This window comes from Streptomyces sp. NPDC022552 (assembly GCF_055561875.1).
In genome coordinates this window covers 136,907-153,964 of sequence record NZ_JBVHGJ010000008.1, presented here as the reverse complement: position 1 = coordinate 153,964, position 17,058 = coordinate 136,907, and the positions used below count along the sequence as shown (strand labels likewise).

14 protein-coding genes are annotated in these 17,058 nt (G+C 71.4%); 6 read left to right on the top strand and 8 right to left on the bottom strand.

Annotated elements, in window-relative coordinates; all coding sequences use genetic code 11:
- Window positions 1-9: 9 nt before the first annotated feature.
- Window positions 10-696, bottom strand: coding sequence for a response regulator (locus tag ACZ3OF_RS21935; protein WP_361599601.1), 687 nt, complete (start codon window positions 694-696; stop codon window positions 10-12).
- On the bottom strand, window positions 693-2,348 hold the full coding sequence (locus ACZ3OF_RS21930) for a sensor histidine kinase (RefSeq protein ID WP_361672430.1): 1,656 nt from the start codon (window positions 2,346-2,348) through the stop codon (window positions 693-695). Before ACZ3OF_RS21930 ends, ACZ3OF_RS21935 begins: the two co-directional genes overlap by 4 nt.
- 123 nt (window positions 2,349-2,471) lie before the next feature.
- On the opposite strand from ACZ3OF_RS21930, the gene ACZ3OF_RS21925 reads away from it, so the two are divergent.
- A complete protein-coding gene (locus ACZ3OF_RS21925; RefSeq protein WP_361672713.1) occupies window positions 2,472-3,845 on the top strand; it encodes a cation:dicarboxylate symporter family transporter in 1,374 nt (457 codons plus the stop codon).
- A gap of 189 nt (window positions 3,846-4,034) precedes the next feature.
- Here the strand turns inward: ACZ3OF_RS21925 and ACZ3OF_RS21920 are convergent, their stop codons facing one another.
- From ACZ3OF_RS21920 to ACZ3OF_RS21910, 3 genes are all read right to left on the bottom strand, one after another.
- Complete coding sequence (locus tag ACZ3OF_RS21920; protein WP_361672428.1) at window positions 4,035-5,495, bottom strand: glycoside hydrolase family 16 protein; 1,461 nt, start codon at window positions 5,493-5,495, stop codon at window positions 4,035-4,037.
- A gap of 76 nt (window positions 5,496-5,571) precedes the next feature.
- Entirely contained in the window at window positions 5,572-6,492 is a 921-nt protein-coding gene (locus ACZ3OF_RS21915) for an aldo/keto reductase (protein ID WP_467306322.1), read from the bottom strand.
- Window positions 6,492-7,385 (bottom strand): NAD-dependent epimerase/dehydratase family protein, encoded by an 894-nt coding sequence (locus ACZ3OF_RS21910; RefSeq protein WP_467306319.1) that lies wholly within the window; start codon window positions 7,383-7,385, stop codon window positions 6,492-6,494. The genes ACZ3OF_RS21915 and ACZ3OF_RS21910 overlap by 1 nt, the downstream gene beginning before the upstream one ends.
- A 44-nt stretch (window positions 7,386-7,429) precedes the next feature.
- Here ACZ3OF_RS21910 and ACZ3OF_RS21905 point away from each other — a divergent pair, with 44 nt between their 5' ends.
- The 4 genes from ACZ3OF_RS21905 (at window position 7,430) to ACZ3OF_RS21890 (ending at window position 9,833) form a co-directional block, all read left to right on the top strand.
- Entirely contained in the window at window positions 7,430-7,963 is a 534-nt protein-coding gene (locus tag ACZ3OF_RS21905) for an Lrp/AsnC family transcriptional regulator (RefSeq protein WP_361672421.1), read from the top strand.
- 99 nt (window positions 7,964-8,062) lie between these two features.
- Window positions 8,063-8,923 (top strand): nitroreductase/quinone reductase family protein, encoded by an 861-nt coding sequence (locus ACZ3OF_RS21900; protein WP_467306317.1) that lies wholly within the window; start codon window positions 8,063-8,065, stop codon window positions 8,921-8,923.
- Window positions 8,924-9,085: 162 nt separating this feature from the next.
- Window positions 9,086-9,478 carry a MerR family transcriptional regulator gene (locus ACZ3OF_RS21895; protein ID WP_361434646.1) on the top strand — a complete coding sequence of 131 codons (393 nt, stop codon included), beginning with the start codon at window positions 9,086-9,088 and terminating at the stop codon, window positions 9,476-9,478.
- Window positions 9,479-9,491: 13 nt separating this feature from the next.
- A complete protein-coding gene (locus ACZ3OF_RS21890) occupies window positions 9,492-9,833 on the top strand; it encodes a thioredoxin family protein (protein WP_467306448.1) in 342 nt (113 codons plus the stop codon).
- 61 nt (window positions 9,834-9,894) lie between these two features.
- On the opposite strand, the gene thrS is transcribed toward ACZ3OF_RS21890, so the two are convergent.
- Both thrS and ACZ3OF_RS21880 read right to left on the bottom strand, forming a co-directional pair.
- Window positions 9,895-11,115 carry a threonine--tRNA ligase gene (gene thrS, locus ACZ3OF_RS21885; protein ID WP_361672412.1) on the bottom strand — a complete coding sequence of 407 codons (1,221 nt, stop codon included), beginning with the start codon at window positions 11,113-11,115 and terminating at the stop codon, window positions 9,895-9,897.
- A 191-nt stretch (window positions 11,116-11,306) separates the two neighbouring features.
- Window positions 11,307-12,326, bottom strand: coding sequence for a DUF6817 domain-containing protein (locus tag ACZ3OF_RS21880; protein ID WP_361672409.1), 1,020 nt, complete (start codon window positions 12,324-12,326; stop codon window positions 11,307-11,309).
- A gap of 144 nt (window positions 12,327-12,470) precedes the next feature.
- Between ACZ3OF_RS21880 and ACZ3OF_RS21875 the strand changes: the two genes are divergently transcribed.
- Window positions 12,471-14,702 carry a HelD family protein gene (locus tag ACZ3OF_RS21875; RefSeq protein WP_361672405.1) on the top strand — a complete coding sequence of 744 codons (2,232 nt, stop codon included), beginning with the start codon at window positions 12,471-12,473 and terminating at the stop codon, window positions 14,700-14,702.
- A 30-nt stretch (window positions 14,703-14,732) separates the two neighbouring features.
- Here ACZ3OF_RS21875 and glgB read toward each other — a convergent pair whose 3' ends face one another.
- Window positions 14,733-17,000 (bottom strand): 1,4-alpha-glucan branching enzyme, encoded by a 2,268-nt coding sequence (gene glgB, locus ACZ3OF_RS21870; protein WP_467306312.1) that lies wholly within the window; start codon window positions 16,998-17,000, stop codon window positions 14,733-14,735.
- Between the last annotated feature and the right edge of the window lie 58 nt (window positions 17,001-17,058).

The window sequence follows — 17,058 nt, the reverse complement described above, 5'->3', positions numbered from 1 at the left end:
GGTGTCCGGTCAGCGGACGATCGTCGTGATCCACCGGTACTGGAGCTCGGGTCGGCCGATCTGACCGTACTGCGGGGCCCGGGCGGCGCGGCCGTCCGTGACCAGGTGTTCAAGATAGCGGCGGGCCGTGATCCGCGAGATCCCGACGGCCGCGGCGGCCTCCGTGGCGGTCAGGCCGTCCTGGGCGTCCCGGAGGGTGCGGGTGACGGCCTCCAGGGTGGGGGCGCTCAGGCCCTTGGGGAGCGAGGCCGGCTGCGGTGCGCGCAGGGTGGCCAGGGCGCGGTCCACCTCGTCCTGGCCGGACGCCTCACCGGCGGTGGCGCGGAACTCGGCGTACCGGGTGAGCCGGTCCCGCAGCGTGGCGAAGGTGAACGGCTTCAGGACGTACTGGACCACGCCCAGCGACACCCCTTCCCGCACGATCGCCAGATCCCGGGCCGAGGTCACCGCGATCACGTCCGCGGAGTGGCCGCCGGCCCGCAGCGAGCGGAGCAGCTGGAGACCGTGACCGTCGGGGAGGTACAGATCGAGCAGGATGAGGTCGACGGGCGCCCGGTCGAGGACACGGGCGGCGGCGGCCCGTGAGTGCGCGACCCCGACGACTGTGAACCCCCGCACCCGGCCGGCGTAGAGCGCGTGCGCGTCGGCGGCGACGGGGTCGTCCTCGACGACCAGTACGCGGATGTCCTGGCTCATACGGGAACCTCCGTCGTCGTCCCGCCCCCGGCGTGCCGCCTCGGCTCCGGCAGCTCGCCGGCGGCGGGCTCCCGCATCAGCGGCAGTCGTACGGTGAACTCGGCGCCGCCCTCGGCGGTGTCGGTCAGGGTCACCGTGCCCGAAGCGCGGGTGGCCGCCTGGCGGACCAGGGCGAGGCCGAGGCCACGGCCGGGACCGTGGGTGGACCAGCCGCGGTCGAAGGCCGTCTCGCGGTCGGCCTCGGCGATCCCCGGCCCGGTGTCGGAGACCCGCAGGAGGAGCTCGCCGTCGCGGGTGCGGGCGGTGACCGTCACGCGCGCGTGCGGGGTGCCGCTCGTCGCGTCCACCGCGTTGTCGATCAGATTGCCGAGGATCGTCACCAGGTCCCGCGACGGGATCTCCGGCGGCAGGAGTCCGTCGTCGATCCGGCTGTCCTCGGTCAGGACGAGCTCCACACCCCGCTCGTTGGCCTGCGCCGCCTTGCCCAGGAGCAGCGCCGCGAGGACCGGCTCACCGACCGCGTCGACGACCCGGTCGGTGAGCGCCTGGGCCAGCTCCAGCTCCGCCGTCGCGAAACCCACCGCCTCGTCCACCCGGCCGAGTTCGATCAGCGAGACCACCGTGTGCAGCCGGTTCGCCGCCTCGTGCGCCTGTGAGCGCAGCGCCTGGGTGAACCCCCGCTCCGAGGTCAACTCGCCTGACAGCGCCTGGAGTTCGGTACGGTCCCGGAGCGTCACGACCGTCCCACGGCGCTCCCCGCCCACCACCGGCCGGGTGTTGACCACGAGCACCCGCTCCGCCGTCAGATGCAGCTCGTCCACCCGGGGCTCGGAGGCGAGCAGCGCGGTGGTGAGCGAGACCGGAAGGCCCAGATCGGCCGCCGAGCGGCCCACGACCTCCGCGTCCAGACCGAGCAGCTCCCGCGCGCCGTCGTTGATGAGCGCGATCCGCCGCTGCCCGTCCAGCATCACCAGGCCCTCGCTCACCGCGTGCAGCGCGGCCTCGTGGTAGTCGTGCATGCGGCTCAGCTCGGTCGCGTTCATCCCGTGCGTGTGCCGGCGCAGCCGGGCGTTGATGACGTACGTACCGGCGCCGCCGAGCGCGAGCGCCGCCCCCGCCATGCCCAGGAGGGCCGCCACCTGCTCCCGTACCTGCTCGCTGATCTTCTCGATGGTGATGCCCGCGCTGACCAGGGCGACGACCCGGCCGTCGTCGCGCACCGGCGCGACCGTGCGGACCGAGCGGCCGAGCGTGCCCCTGTGCGTCTCGGAGAAGGCCGTCCCCCGCAGGGCGGGCTCGATGTGGCCGAGGTACGTGCGGCCGATCTGATCCGGCTCCGGGTGCGTCCAGCGCGTGCCGTCCGGGGCCATGATCACCACGAACGCGACCCCGGAGCGCTTCCGCAGCGACTCGGCGTACGGCTGGAGCCGTGCGCTCGGGTCCGGGGAGCCGGCGGCCTCCCGCACCGAGGGGGACTCGGCGACCGCCGTCGCGAGCGCGGTGACCTGGCGGCGCGCGGTCTCCTCCGCCTGGCTCCGGTCCGTGAGGTACGCGAAGACGGCGCACCCCGCCACGACGGCCGCCACCAGCACGACCTGCATCGCGAAGAGCTGGCCGGCGAGGCTCCGTGGACGGGGGACGGGTATGCGCATGGCGGTAAGTGTGACAGTTCGGCCGTGAACGAAACGAACGTAAGCGTGACCCGGGTCACAGGCTGATGGATATTCGCTGGGATCCACCGGGACGTGGACATCCATCAGCACGAGGAGGACCCCGTGGCCGCACAGCGGGACCGCACCCATTATCTCTATCTGGCCGTCATCGGAGCCGTGATCCTCGGCGTCACGGTCGGCTTCGTGGCGCCGGACTTCGCCGTCGAGCTCAAGCCGCTGGGCACCGGCTTCGTGAACCTCATCAAGATGATGATCTCGCCGATCATCTTCTGCACGATCGTTCTCGGCGTCGGATCGGTCCGCAAGGCGGCGAAGGTCGGGGCGGTCGGCGGGCTGGCGCTCGGGTACTTCCTCGTGATGTCGACCGTCGCCCTCGCCATCGGCCTGGTCGTCGGCAACATCCTGGAGCCGGGCTCCAGTCTCCACCTGACCAAGGAGGTCGCCGAGGCGGGCGCCCAGCAGGCCGACGGGGCGAGCGAGTCCACGGCGGACTTCCTGCTCGGGATCATCCCCAAGACGCTGGTGTCCGCCTTCACCGAGGGCGAGGTCCTGCAGACCCTGCTCGTCGCGCTCCTCGCGGGCTTCGCGCTCCAGGCCATGGGGCGCGCCGGTGAGCCCGTGCTGCGCGGGATCGGGCACATCCAGCGGCTGGTCTTCCGTATCCTCGCCATGATCATGTGGGTCGCACCGATCGGCGCGTTCGGCGCCATGGCGGCGGTCGTCGGCGCGACCGGCATCGACGCGCTGAAGTCGCTCGCGGTCATCATGATCGGCTTCTACGTCACCTGTGCGCTCTTCGTCTTCGTGGTGCTCGGCGCGCTGCTGCGGCTCGTCGCGGGCGTCAACATCCTCACGCTCCTCAAGTACCTGGGCCGTGAGTTCCTGCTGATCCTCTCCACCTCGTCCTCCGAGTCCGCGCTGCCGCGACTGATCGCGAAGATGGAGCACCTGGGTGTCAGCAAGCCCGTCGTCGGCATCACCGTCCCGACCGGCTACTCCTTCAACCTGGACGGCACGGCGATCTATCTGACGATGGCCTCGCTCTTCGTCGCCGAGGCGATGGGCAACCCGCTCTCCGTCGCCGAGCAGATCAGCCTGCTCGTCTTCATGATCATCGCGTCGAAGGGCGCCGCCGGTGTCACCGGCGCGGGCCTGGCGACCCTCGCCGGCGGCCTGCAGTCGCACCGCCCCGAGCTCGTCGACGGCGTCGGCCTGATCGTCGGCATCGACCGCTTCATGAGCGAGGCCCGCGCCCTGACGAACTTCGCGGGCAACGCGGTCGCGACCGTCCTCGTCGGCACCTGGACCAAGGAGATCGACAAGGAGCGGGTCGCGGAGGTGCTGGCGGGCCGGGCCCCCTTCGACGAGAAGACCCTCGTCGACGACCACGCGCCGCTGCCGGAGCCGGACGAGGGCTCGGACGTGCCGGACCAGCGCCTCGGCAAGGGCGACGAGAAGGCCCACGTGAGCGTCTGAGCGGCATCGGATCCAGGATCCAATGTCCAGAATCCATGATTCCGGACACTGGATCCTGGACATCGGATCCAGGACATTGGATCCGAAGACCACCCCGGCTCCCGGGCCTTGAGCCGGATCCGGGCTCCGGGGTACGGGACGCCCCCGGCCGTACACACGGCCGGGGGCGCCTTTCCCGTACGTCACCGGTCAGGCGAACGGGATCCTGACCACCGACTGGTTCCCGACACCGACCGTGCTCGCCCCGTTCCCGATCGCGTTCCACACCTCGACCCGAACCCGTCCGCCGGACAGGTTCCCGTGGCTGCCGGTCGCCGACTTCAGGCCGCTCGCCTGGGTGTAGTGCTCGTACCCCGGCACCGGATCGGTCGCGAAGTACTGGTACGTCTCCACCCGCTCCCAGCTCCCGTCGCCCGTGCGGTCGTAGCTGACCCGGACCTGCTGCCCGTTGGCGACCACCGATCCGGCGTCCACGAACAGGTCGAACTGGGTCGCACCGCCGTTGTACGTCCGCGTGATCGGACCGGAGGTGAAGACCTGCGGGTCGGCCGGCGCCCCGTCGTGGTTGCCACCGCCCGCCGAGGCAAGGGTCACCGTCGAAGCGGTCGCCTGGGCGTCGCCCGCGCCCGAACCCGTCCGCAGGTACAGCTGCGAGGAGCCCGAGGGCGGCGGGGTGGTCGGCGGAGGCGTCGTCGGCGGGGTCGTCGTACCGCCGCCCTTCGTCCACACCGCCACGTAGTCGACGAGCATCGGCCGTCCGGACACCGTCGCGGCCGTCGGAGTCGGGCCGCCCAGGGCGTCCGGGAAGGCACCGCCCATCGCCACGTTGAGCAGCAGGAAGTAGCCCGCGTGACTGGTCATGTCGGCCCACGCCTGGGCGCCCACCCGGGTCTCGTTCACGCTGTGGAAGAGCTGGTCGTCCACGTACCAGCGCAGCTCGTTGGGGGAGACCGAGCGGTCCCACTCGAAGCGGTACGTGTGGAAGGCCGACTGGCAGCTCGCGCCCGGGCAGACACGGCTGGCGCCGATGCCGGTGGTCTCACCGCACGGCCCGCCCGGGTTCACGCCGCAGTGCAGCACGCCCCAGACCGAGTTGAGCCCGTTGACGTTCTCCATGATGTCGAACTCGCCGATGGCGGGCCAGTTCCAGTAGTTGCCCCGGTAGGGGGCGCCGAGGGCCCAGAACGCGGGCCAGTAGCCCTTGGCGGCCTCGCCCGTCACGTTCGGCATCTGAATCCGGCCCTCGATACGGAGCGTGCCGCCCGCCGGAGCCTTGAAGTCGGCCCGCTTCGTCTCGATCCGGGCCGAGGTCCAGTTGCCCGCGCCGTCCTTGAGCGGGGTGATCCGGAGGTTGCCCGTGCCGTCGAGGCGCAGGTTGTCGGGGCTCGACGTGTAGTTCTGTATCTCCCCGGTGCCCCAGTTCCCGGGGCCGCCGGGATAGCCGTGGCCGGTGTCGATCTGCCAGTCGGCACCGTTCGGCAGGGACCGGTCGGGGCCGTTGAAGTCGTCGCTCCACTGGAGCGACCAGCCGGGCGCCGGCGGTACGGCGCCGCTGGCGGTGCCGGCCCCGCCGAGGCCGATCAGGGCGCCCGCGGCGAGGGCGGCGGCAAGGAGTGAGGCAAGGAGAGGGGTGCGTCGGACGCGGCTCAAGGAGAACACCTCCGGTGGGGGTTGAGGGCGTGAGAGCGCTCTCAGGAAGCTTTTGTAGATGGAGACACCGGACCCGTCAATGGGTCCGGTGCCTTCGACTACCGAACGACCATCGAACGTCCAGCTCGCCCAACTCCCGTGTACTCAGCACGAGTTCGGAGGCGGCAGCGGAATCCCGCACGGTCTCGGGCCGGCTCGCCCCCGGGATCGGCAGCACCGTCTCCGATCGGGCCAGCAGCCAGGCGAGCGCCACCCGCTGCGGGCTCACCCCGCGCTCCCGCGCCACCCGGTGGAACGCCCCGAACTGCGGGTCCGTCTCCAGGGCCGACGCCCCGTCCAGCGAGCTGCGCGAGATCCCGCCCAGCGGGCTCCACGGCATGAACGCGAGACCGAGTTCCGCGCAGAGCCGCAGCTCCGGCTCGGCGGTCCGGTCCGCCGGGGAGTACCGGTTCTGCACGGAGACGAGCCGCTCGCCCAGGATCTCCCGAGCGAGCCGGATCTGACCGACGTCCACGTTCGAGATCCCGGCCAGCCGGACCGTGCCCGAATCCAGCAACTCCCTTATCGCACCCAGCGATTCCGCGTACGGCACGTCCGGATCGGGCTTGTGGAGCTGGTACAGCCCGATCGCCTCGACGCCGAGCCGCCGCGCCGACGCCTCGGCCGCCCGCCGCAGATGCTCCGGCCGCCCGTCGACCGTCCAGCCGCCGTCGGCGGTCCGCCCCCGCCCGCCCTTCGTCGCCACCAGCACGTCGTCGGTCCGGCCACGACCCCCGTACGTGGCCAGCGCCCGCGCCACCAGCAGTTCGCCGGCGCCCGGCTCACCGCCCGGCGGATGGTAGGAGTCCGCTGTGTCGAGCAGCGTCACGCCCGCGTCCAGGGCCGCGTGGACCGTGGCCAGGGCGCGGGCCTCGTCCGGATGCCCCTCGATGGAGAGCGGCATGGCGCCGAGACCGACCGCGCCGACCCGTACATCTCCGAGCATGCGGTACCCCATCAGCGCACCCCCAGCGTCTCGGAAACGGCCTGCCCCAGCCACTCCGTGGAATGCCGGAAGGTGAATCCGAGAGCCGTCGCGCGGGAGTTGTCCATTCCGTACGAGCGGGCGAAGGAGAACGGCGACACCTCGCCGACCTCCACCTCCTGGAATACGGTCCGTCCACCGGTCCGGCGCTCGATCTCCGCGCATATCTCGGCGGTGGTGAGCGGGCCGTGGGAATGCGCGTTGACCGGCCCGGTGAAGGAGGCCTCCGCCGCCCACGCCAGGAATTCCGCGATCTCCTCCACATGGACAAAGGTGGCCGGGTGGTTCTCCGCCGGTACGGAGATCGGCTCGCCGGCCCGGATACGGTCCGCGTAGTGGCCGATCCGTCCCGTGAAGTCGTCCTCGCCGCCCAGCACATGGGCGACCCGCACCGCCGTGTACGGGAACGCCGGCTCGGCCGCGAAGACCGCCTCCGCCTGCCGCTTCCCCTCCCCGTAGTGCGCGTCGAGGAACTCCGGGTCGCCCCACGGAAGGCCGGGATCGACGGCGACGGTACGCGGGTCGACCGCCTCTTCCCGTACGGGCTCGGCGGCATGCTCGTACTCGTACACCTCGACCGTCGACGTCATCACATAACGTCGTGTGCGCGGCCCGACAACCCGCCGGGCGATGTCCGCCTGGCGCGGGGTGTAACACACCTGGTCGACGACGACATCGAACGTCCGGGCGCCCAGCGCGCTTTCCAGAGCGGCCTCGTCGTTCCGGTCGGCGATCAGGTGTTCCACGCCTTCCGGAACGCCCGAAGAACCCCGGTTGAGAATCGTCACGCCATGCCCGGATTCCAGGAGACGGGACGTCAATCGCTTTCCTATGTAGCGGTTTCCGCCGATGATCAAAACGTTCATGCGACAAGTGTTACGTTGAGCGCTCGTTGACTGAAGGGGGAAACATGGGAGTCCACGCCGCCGCACCGAAGGAACCACGGCATCTGCGTCCTGCCGCCAACGAAACCTCGGCGGGGGCCTTCGACCCCATCGACCGGCAGATCCTGGAGCTCGTCCAGGAGGACGGCCGGATCAAGCTGAGCGAGCTCGGCCGGCGCGTCCGGCTGAGCCCCGCGGCCGTCACCGAACGGGTGCGCAGGCTGGAGGCCTGCGGGGCGATCACCGGCTACGGCGCCCATGTCTCCCCGGCCCGCCTCGGCTACGGCATCCAGGCCTTCATCCGCGTGAACCCGCACGGCGGCTACACTCTCGGACACCCCAGGACACTGGAGCTGACGGCCCGCCCGGAGGTTCTTGAGGTCCACCACGTCGTCGGTGAGGACTGCTGGATCCTCAAGGTCGCCGTCACCGACACCATCCACCTCGAAGACGTCCTGGAGCAGACCTCGGCGCTCGGCCGGACGACCACCTCGATCGTCCTTTCGTCCCCGGTGGAGCGCAAACCCCTCCTTCCTCCCGGAGCGGGAAGCGAGTCTTGACAGCGCGTCTGTCGTGCCGTTGAGATGAAGGAACTCGCGTCGCGTGCCGGTCCGCGCTGGAAAGCGGAGGCATGGAGGCAAGAGGACAGAGGGACGGCTTTGCCTCTCCACTTCAACACCCCGATCATCGATGAATTCCGCACCAACGCCGGCAAGCGCGGCGGCCCCTTCGAGGGATGGGTGCTCCTTCTTCTCACCACCACCGGCGCCCGGTCGGGAGAACCCCACACCACCCCGCTCGGCTTCGTCGGGGACGGCGACCGGATCCTGGTCGTCGGCTCCGCCGGAGGCTCCGACCGGCACCCGGACTGGTACCGCAACCTCCTGGCGAACCCCACGGTCACCGTCGAGACGGGTACCGACACCTGGCAGGCGACGGCCGTCGCCGCCACCGGCGCCGAGCGCGACGCACTCTTCGCGAAGGTGGTCGCCGAGGCCCCCGGCTACGCCGACTACCAGCGGCGCACCGACCGGACCATCCCGGTCGTCGTCCTCCACCGGATCCCCGAGGACACCTACACCCCACCGGACCGGCTGGACGCCCTCGCCGACGAGCTGGTCAAGATCCACGACTGGCTGCGCGACGAGCTCACCGCGCTCCGCGACGGCATCGGCGCCCGCACCGCCACCGGCGCCCCGGACCTCACCGTCGAACTGCGCCGCCACTGCCTGACCTTCTGCTCGGCGATGGCCGTCCACCACGGCGGCGAGGACGCGGGCCTCTTCCCCTACCTGGCACGGGAGTTCCCGGAGAAGGCCAGGACCTTCGACCGGATGCGGGCCGAGCACGGCACGGTGGCCCGCATCCTGGACGAACTCCAAGGCCTCCTCTCCCGCCTCGACGAGGCCCGGCCGGAGGACCTGCACGCGGAGTTCGACCGGCTCCACACGGAGCTGGTGGAGCACTTCGCGTACGAGGAATCGGAAATCATCCCCCTCCTGCGCGGCCTCGCCCCCTAGTACTGCCACGGTGCCAGGCTCGCAAAGGCAGCCGGTGGGAGGTACCCACCTCCTGCGACGATCCGTCCTGCCGCCACCATCCCGACAGTCGGCCGCCGAGCAAGGCACCGGTACGGCAACAGGCTTGCCTTGACGTCGGCGTCAAGGCGTACGTTCCAGGACATGCGAATCGGCGAGCTGGCCGAGCGTGCCGGAACGACCACGCGGACTCTGCGCTACTACGAGTCCCGTGGCCTCCTGGCCGCCCGGCGCACGGAGAACGGCTACCGCACGTACGACGAGGACGACCTGCGTCTCCTCCAGCAGATCAGGACCCTGCAGGACTTCGGGTTCGAGCTGGAGGAGACCCGGCCGTTCGTCGAATGTCTGCGCGCCGGCCACCCGGCGGGGGACGCGTGTCCCGCCTCGCTCGACGTGTACCGCCGCAAGCTGGCGGAGCTGGACGCCCTGGTCGACCAGCTCCAGGCCGTACGCGCGCAGGTCGCCGCGCAGTTGCTGCGGGCCGAGGCGGAACTGCCGGGCGGCCCGGAACCCACATGCGAACTCGGAGGCTGACGGAATGGCCGACATGGCGGACGTGACGGACGTGACGGACGTGAGCGACGCGGACTTCGACACCGAGGTCCTCGGCGCGGAACTGCCCGTCCTCGTGAAGTTCACCGCGGACTGGTGCGGCCCGTGCCGCCAACTGGTGCCGGTGCTCCAGGCGATCGCGGAGGAGGAGCGGGACCGGCTGAAGATCGTCCAGATCGACGTGGACCACAACCCGGACACCGTGGTCCGCTACGGCGTCCTGGCCACACCGACGCTGATGGTGTTCCACGCCGGTGAACCCGTGAAATCCCTGGTCGGCGCCCGCCCGAAGCGCCGCCTCCTCCAGGAACTGGAGGACGTACTCACACCGGCATAGGCCCCCGGCCGCCCGCGGGGCCGACGCGCGGCACGGGTATCGACCGATGACCGGTCACCCCCTACTCGTCCCACAGCACGGTGCTGTGCGCCCCCACCAGACCCTCGATCCGCCGCAGCGCCTCGTCGGCCGGCAGCGGGGCGAGCCTGTGGCCGTCGCGCAGCCGCAGCGCCACCAGACCGTCGGCGGCCTCCCGCGCGCCGATGACGGCCTGGTACGGGACGAGGCGGGCCTCGCGGACGCGGGCGCCGAGGCTGCCCCGGTCAGGGCCCGCCACCTCTGCCCGCAGCCCGCGCTGTACGCACCGGGCGGCCAGCGCCTCGGCGACGGCCCGCTCGGACTCCGAGACCGGCAGGACGACCAGCTGGACGGGGGCGAGCCAGCCGGGGAACGCGCCGCCGTGTTGTTCGAGGAGATGGGCGACGGCCCGCTCCACACTGCCGACGACACTGCGGTGGATCATGACCGGACGGTGCCTCGCGCCGTCCGCGCCGACGTAGCGCAGGTCGAACCGCTCCGGCTGGTGGAAGTCGATCTGCACGGTCGACAGGGTGGACTCACGCCCGGCCCGGTCGGCGACCTGTACATCGATCTTCGGACCGTAGAAGGCGGCCTCGCCCTCGGCGGACTCGTACGGCAGCCCCGAATCGTCGAGCACCTCCCGGAGCAGGTCGACGGAGCGCCGCCACAGCTCGGGGGCGTCGACGTACTTCCCGCCCGGCCCGGGCAGCGAGAGCCGGTAGCGCGCGGGGACGATGCCCATCGCCTCGTACGCCCGACGGATCAGCTCCAGGGCGCCCGCGGCCTCCTCCTCGACCTGCTCCAGGGCGCAGAAGATGTGTGCGTCGTTGAGCTGGATGGCCCGGACGCGGGTCAACCCGCCGAGGACGCCGGAGAGTTCGGAGCGGTACATGGGCCCGAGTTCGGCCATGCGCAGCGGGAGGTCGCGGTGGCTGTGGGGGCGGGAGCGGTAGATGACGGCGTGGTGGGGGCAGAGGCTGGGCCGCAGGACGACCTGCTCGCCGCCGAGTTCCATGGGCGGGAACATGTCGTCGCTGTAGTGCGCCCAGTGCCCGGAGATCTCGTACAGCTCCCGCTTGCCGAGGACGGGCGAGTACACGTGCCGGTACCCGGCCCGCCGCTCGACCTCCCGTACGTACTCCTCCAGCGCGTGCCGTACGACGGCCCCGTCGGGCAGCCAGTACGGCAGACCGGCCCCGATCAACGGGTCGGTGTCGAACAGGTCCAGCTCACGGCCGAGCCTGCGGTGGTCGTGGTGCATGTCGCCCTCCTGGGGGTGGCAGCCCGGGGGCGAGCGGCCGGAGGTACGACGAAGCCCCGGGGCGCTCGGCCCCGGGGCTTCGTGACGTAGACATCGGTCAGCGCGCCGGGACACTCTCCGGCGTCGTCGTGATGATCGCGGCACGCTTCATACGGACGACGGTAGCGACTCCGCTTCCTCGCCGCACGGGGTTATCCGTGGAGCCGGAGCGCGACGCGACGCGTGACGAGGTTGACGGAGGTGACCTCGACGGCGAGCTCGTCCCCCTCGCGCGGGGCCAGGCCCCCGAGGTCCTTCTCGTGGACGAGCCCCTCGACGCCGGGCGCCACCCTGACGAAGACCCCGATGGGCACGGCCTTGGTGACCCTCCCGGTGCGGGCGCCGTCGAACCCGGCGCGGGCGAACGCGGTCATCGGATCGGGCTCCAGGGCCTTGAGCGAGAGCGCGATCCTCTCCCGGTCCATGTCGACGTCCAGGACCTCGACCGTGACCTCCTGGCCTTCCCGCACCACGTCCGAGACGGCGTCGATGTGGCTCCAGGACAGCTCGGCGACATTGACCAGGCCGTCCAGGCCGCCCAGTTCGACGAAGGCGCCGAATCGTTCGATCCGTGAGACGACGCCCGTGCGGACCTCGCCCCGCTCCAGCCCCCGCAGAAACGCCTCACGCTCCGCGCCCCGCAGCGTCAGCAGCTCGCGGGCGGCCTCGAACGCCGGCTCGCTCAGCAGCGACCGCCACCGGGTGAACAGCTTCAGCAGCCCGCCGCCGTACCGGGACCACAGTTCCCGGTTCTCCCGCAGCACGTCCACTTCGTTCGCCGCCGTCAGCTCCGCGAAATCCCTCCGCTGCCGTTGCGTCGGTATGAAGGTCTCGCCCGTGAAACGGTCCCGGAAGCGGCCGTCCTCGTTCCCGAGTTCCGTGTACGAGACATTCCGGTCGCAGCTCGCGTAGAAGTACACGAGCTCCTCGGCCTCCGCGCCGATGGCCGCCGCCAGGACAGCCCGCCGTTCCAGCGGCAGCAGATGCCCGGCGAAGCCGTCCGTACCGTAGAAGGCGTGGCACAGGCCTGCGAGCCGGAGTGCCTCCCGGGCGCCCCAGGCGGTCAGCCGGGCCTCGACCCGGTCCAGGTGGGCGAGCAGCGTGCCGCCCGGGTGGTCCATCCCGTCCGCTCCCCGCGCGATCAGCAGATCGCGCGCCGCGTCCTTCCTCATGTCTCTCCCCATGAGACATGAAAATACCCCGACTAGAATTGCAGTCGGGGTTGTCGCTCGCGTATATTCTTGGATTCCGTGTCTACGCACAACAAGAGACGCGGAGAAGTTCAATAAACGCACTGTATCGCGCCGGGAGTCGAATTGTCAACCGAGGAATTTCGGAAAGAGCAGCAATTCATCACAGAGCTCTACGCACGACTCGACGACCTGAGGGACCGGGCCGAGGCGGCCGTCGGCCAGGCCCTGAAGACGCCCTGGGTCGGCAATCAGGGACGTCTCGAGCGTGACGTGCTGGTCGCCGAACAGTCCGGGGTGCTCGGCGCCCTCAACGCGGGGGAGAGCGGCCTCTGCTTCGGGCGGCTCGCCTTCCGGGACGGGCGCGACCATCACATCGGCCGGATCGGCATCCGGAAGGACGACCCGAACCGCACCCCTCTCGTCGTCGACTGGCGCGCCGACGTCGCCCGGCCGTTCTACCTCGCCACCGGATACGAGCCGATGGGGCTCAGCCGCCGCCGGCACATCACCACCCAGGGCCGCGAGGTGACCGCCCTCCACGACGAGGTCCTCGACCTCACCGACCGGACCCGCACCGGGCACGAGAACCGGGACGCCGACGAGGTCCTGCTCGCCTCGCTCGACGCGGCCCGCACCGGACGCATGCACGACATCGTGCAGACCATCCAGGCCGAGCAGGACCGCATCATCCGCTCCCCGCACCGCGGCGTCCTCGTCGTCGAGGGCGGCCCCGGCACCGGCAAGACCGCCGTGGCCCTGCACCGCGCCGCGTACCTCCTCTACGCCCACCGCGAGCAGCTCGCCAAGCGCGCCGTCCTCATCGTCGGCCCCAACCCCGCCTTCCTCGGCTACATCGGCAACGTCCTGCCCTCCCTCGGCGAGACCGGCGTCCTGCTCGCCACCCCCGCCGAACTCTTCCCCGGCGTCCGCGCCACCGGTACGGACACCCCGCGCGCCGCCGCCGTCAAGGGCGCCGCCACCATGGCCGAGGCGCTCGCCCGGGCCGTACGCGACCGGCAGCAGGTCCCCGAGCGCGGCGAGCCGCTGATCGTCCCGCACGACGACGGCGACCTGATCATCGACTGGGACATGGCCCTGGAGGCCCGGCACAAGGCCCGTGAGACCGCCCTCCCGCACAACCTGGCCCGCCCCTACTTCGTCTTCAACATCCTCGACGCGCTCGCCGAACAGCTCGCCGACCGCATCGGCGCCGACCCCTACGGCGGCCCCAACTTCCTCGGCCCCGACGACATCGCCCTGCTCGCCAAGGGCATCGCCGCCAGCCGGGACGTCCACGCCGCGATCGACACCCTCTGGCCGCCGCTCACCCCCGAGTCCTTCCTCGCCGGCTACCTCGCCGAGCCGACCCACCTCACCGACGAGGACGCGGCCGCGATCCGGCGCGAGGAGGGCCCCTGGACCCCCGCCGACGTACCGCTGCTCGACGAGGCCGCCGAACTCCTCGGCGTGGACGACTCCGCCGCACGCGCCGCGGCCGAGGCCGAGCGGGAGAAGCAGATCCAGTACGCGCAGGGCGTGCTCGACGTCTCGTACGCCTCCCGCACCTACGAGTTCGAGGACAAGGAGGAGCAGGACAGGGACGCCGCCGAGGTCCTCGCCGCGCACGACATCATCGACGCCGAGCGGTTCGCCGAGCGGCACGAGGAGGCCGACCACCGCAGCGCCGCCGAACGTGCCGCGGCCGACCGCACCTGGGCCTTCGGCCACATCATCGTCGACGAGGCGCAGGAGCTCTCGGCGATGGCCTGGCGGCTGCTGATGCGCCGCAGCCCGAACCGGTCGATGACCCTGGTCGGGGACCCGGCCCAGACCGGTGACGCGGCGGGCGTCGGGGCGTGGGAACGGATCCTCGCGCCGTACGTGGAGGACCGCTGGGAGCTGGTACGGCTCGGCGTCAACTACCGCACCCCCGCCGAGATCATGGCGGTCGCCGCCGACGTCCGGCGCGAGGCCGACCCGGGGTTCGAGCCGCCCCGCTCGGTGCGCTCCACCGGCGTCGAGCCCTGGCAGCGGACCGTCGAGGACCCGGTGAAGGAGACCGCCGACGCCGTCGCCGCCGAGGTACGCGACGAGGGCCGCCTCGCCGTGATCGCCCCGCCGGAGCTCCACCCGGAGCTGATGGCGGCGCTGCCGGACGCCTCGCACGGCGCGGCGCCCGACCTGACCCGCCCGGTGGTCCTCCTCGACCCCCGTCAGGCCAAGGGCCTGGAGTTCGACACGGTCCTCGTCGTCGACCCGGACGGCATCCGGGCCGGCGCCGCGCACGGCATCAACGACCTGTACGTGGCGCTGACCCGGGCCACCCAGCGGCTCGGCGTCATCAAGCAGGCCTGAGTCGGGGAATCCTGACGCAGGCGGCCTGACTCACGCGGGCCTGAGCCATACCGTCGCCAGCGGCGGCAGCGTCATCCGTACGCTCGCCGAACGGCCGTGGGAGGGCACCGACTCGGTCTTCACCGGGTCGGTCCCCACCACGCCACCGCCGCCGTACCGCGTCTCGTCCGTGTTCAGGACCTCCACCCAGGCCGCGAAGGCGTCCGGGACCCCGAGCCGGAAGGCGTGCCGTACGACCGGGGAGAAGTTGCAGACCGCGAGCAGCGGCGAGCCCTCGGCGTCGTAGCGGAGGAAGGCGAAGACGTTGTCCTCGGCCGCGTCGCCGACCACCCACTGGAAGCCCTCGGGGGCGGTGTCCCGCTCCCACAGCGCCGGCGTCGCCCCGTACACCGTGTTCAGATCGCGCACCAGGTCCCGTACGCCCCGGTGGTCCGCCTCCGCGCCGTACGACGGGTCGAGCAGCCACCAGTCCGGCCCGTGCTCGGCGGACCACTCCGCGCCCTGGGCGAACTCCTGCCCCATGAAGAGCAGTTGCTTGCCCGGGTGGGCCCACATGAAGCCGAGGTACGCGCGGTGGTTGGCCCGCTGCTGCCACCAGTCGCCGGGCATCTTCGAGACCAGGGCCTGCTTGCCGTGCACGACCTCGTCGTGGGAGATCGGCAGGATGTAGTTCTCGCTGTACGCGTACACCATCGAGAACGTCATCTCGTTGTGGTGGTACTTGCGGTGCACCGGCTCCTTGGAGACATAGCCGAGGGAGTCGTGCATCCAGCCCATGTTCCACTTCATGCCGAAGCCCAGACCGCCGAAGCCGCCGGGTCCGACCTGGTCGGTCGCCCTCGTCACGCCGTCCCAGGCCGTCGACTCCTCGGCGAAGGTGATGACCCCGGGGCAGCGCCGGTAGACCGTCGCGTTCATCTCCTGGAGGAAGGCGACCGCGTCCAGGTTCTCCCGCCCGCCGAACTCGTTCGGCAGCCACTCGCCGTTCTCGCGCGAGTAGTCGAGGTAGAGCATCGAGGCGACCGCGTCCACGCGCAGGCCGTCGAGGTGGAACTCCTCGCACCAGTACACCGCGTTGGCGACCAGGAAGTTCCGCACCTCCTTGCGGCCGTAGTCGAACTCCAGCGTCCCCCAGTCGGGGTGAGCGCTCCGGCGCGGGTCCTCGTGCTCGTACAGCGGCCGGCCGTCGAACTCCGCCAGCGCCCAGTCGTCGCGCGGGAAGTGTGCCGGCACCCAGTCCATCAGGACGCCGATCCCGGCCCGGTGCAGCGCGTCGACGAGGTACTTGAAGTCGTCGGGCGTGCCCATGCGGGCGGTCGGCGCGTAGAAGCCGGTGACCTGGTAGCCCCAGGAGCCGCTGAAGGGGTGCTCGGCGACGGCCATGAACTCCACGTGCGTGAAGCCGAGATCGCTGACGTAGCCGGGCAGCTGCTGGGCGAGCTGCCGGTACGTCAGCCCCGGCCGCCAGGAAGGAAGATGGACCTCGTAGACGGAGAGCGGAGCCTCGTGGTGCGGGCGGGCGCCACGGCTCGCCATCCACGAGGCGTCGCTCCACTCGTGGTACGAGTCGGTGACGATCGAAGCGGTGTTCGGCGGGCACTCCGTGCGGCGGGCCATCGGGTCGGCGCGCAGCGTGTGGGAGCCGTCGGGGCGGGTGATGTCGAACTTGTACACCGCGCCCTCGCCGATCCCGGGCACGAACAGCTCCCAGATCCCGGTCGCGCCGAGGGAGCGCATCGGCAGCGCGGTGCCGTCCCAGTGGGTGAAGTCGCCGGTGACGCGGACACCACGGGCGTTGGGCGCCCAGACCGTGAACCGGGTGCCGGTGACTCCCTGGTGGACCATCGGCCGGGCGCCGAGCGCCTTCCACAGCTCCTCGTGCCGGCCCTCGCCGATCAGATGCAGGTCGAGGTCGCCGAGCGCGGGCAGGAAGCGGTACGGGTCCTCCACGGGCAGCTCGTCGCCGTCGTAGCGGACGCGCAGCTCGTACGGGGGGATCTTGCGCAGCAGCGGCAGGAGCCCGGAGAAGAGGCCGTCGCCGTCGTCGTGCAGGACGACGCGCTTGCCCTTGGCGAGGACGGCGACCTCACGGGCGTACGGGCGCAGGACCCGGATCGCGACGCCCCCGCGGACCGGGTGCGCGCCGAGGAGGGCGTGCGGGTCGTGGTGCTCCCCGGCGAGCAGCCTCGCCCGGTCCCCGGGGTCGAGCGGCGGCGCCTTGCGTACCTCCTGGGCGGCCCGGGGTGCGGGCGTCTTGGCCGGGGGCGCTGCCGTCTTGCGAGCGGATCGGGCGGTCACGGGGATGCCTCCTGCAAGGGTGTCGGAAGGATGGGCCGATGAAGATGCGCCGGTTCCC

Bases quoted from the DNA above. Each gene is read 5' to 3' on its own strand.
- ACZ3OF_RS21935 (WP_361599601.1), bottom strand. From the start codon at position 696: ATGAGCCAGGACATCCGCGTACTGGTCGTCGAGGACGACCCCGTCGCC.
- ACZ3OF_RS21895 (WP_361434646.1), top strand. From the start codon at position 9,086: ATGCGAATCGGCGAGCTGGCCGAGCGTGCCGGAACGACCACGCGGACT.
- thrS (WP_361672412.1), bottom strand. From the start codon at position 11,115: ATGCACCACGACCACCGCAGGCTCGGCCGTGAGCTGGACCTGTTCGAC.
- ACZ3OF_RS21915 (WP_467306322.1), bottom strand. From the start codon at position 6,492: ATGGGGTACCGCATGCTCGGAGATGTACGGGTCGGCGCGGTCGGTCTC.
- ACZ3OF_RS21890 (WP_467306448.1), top strand. From the start codon at position 9,492: ATGGCGGACGTGACGGACGTGACGGACGTGAGCGACGCGGACTTCGAC.
- ACZ3OF_RS21910 (WP_467306319.1), bottom strand. From the start codon at position 7,385: ATGAACGTTTTGATCATCGGCGGAAACCGCTACATAGGAAAGCGATTG.
- ACZ3OF_RS21880 (WP_361672409.1), bottom strand. From the start codon at position 12,326: ATGAGGAAGGACGCGGCGCGCGATCTGCTGATCGCGCGGGGAGCGGAC.
- ACZ3OF_RS21930 (WP_361672430.1), bottom strand. From the start codon at position 2,348: ATGCGCATACCCGTCCCCCGTCCACGGAGCCTCGCCGGCCAGCTCTTC.
- ACZ3OF_RS21905 (WP_361672421.1), top strand. From the start codon at position 7,430: ATGGGAGTCCACGCCGCCGCACCGAAGGAACCACGGCATCTGCGTCCT.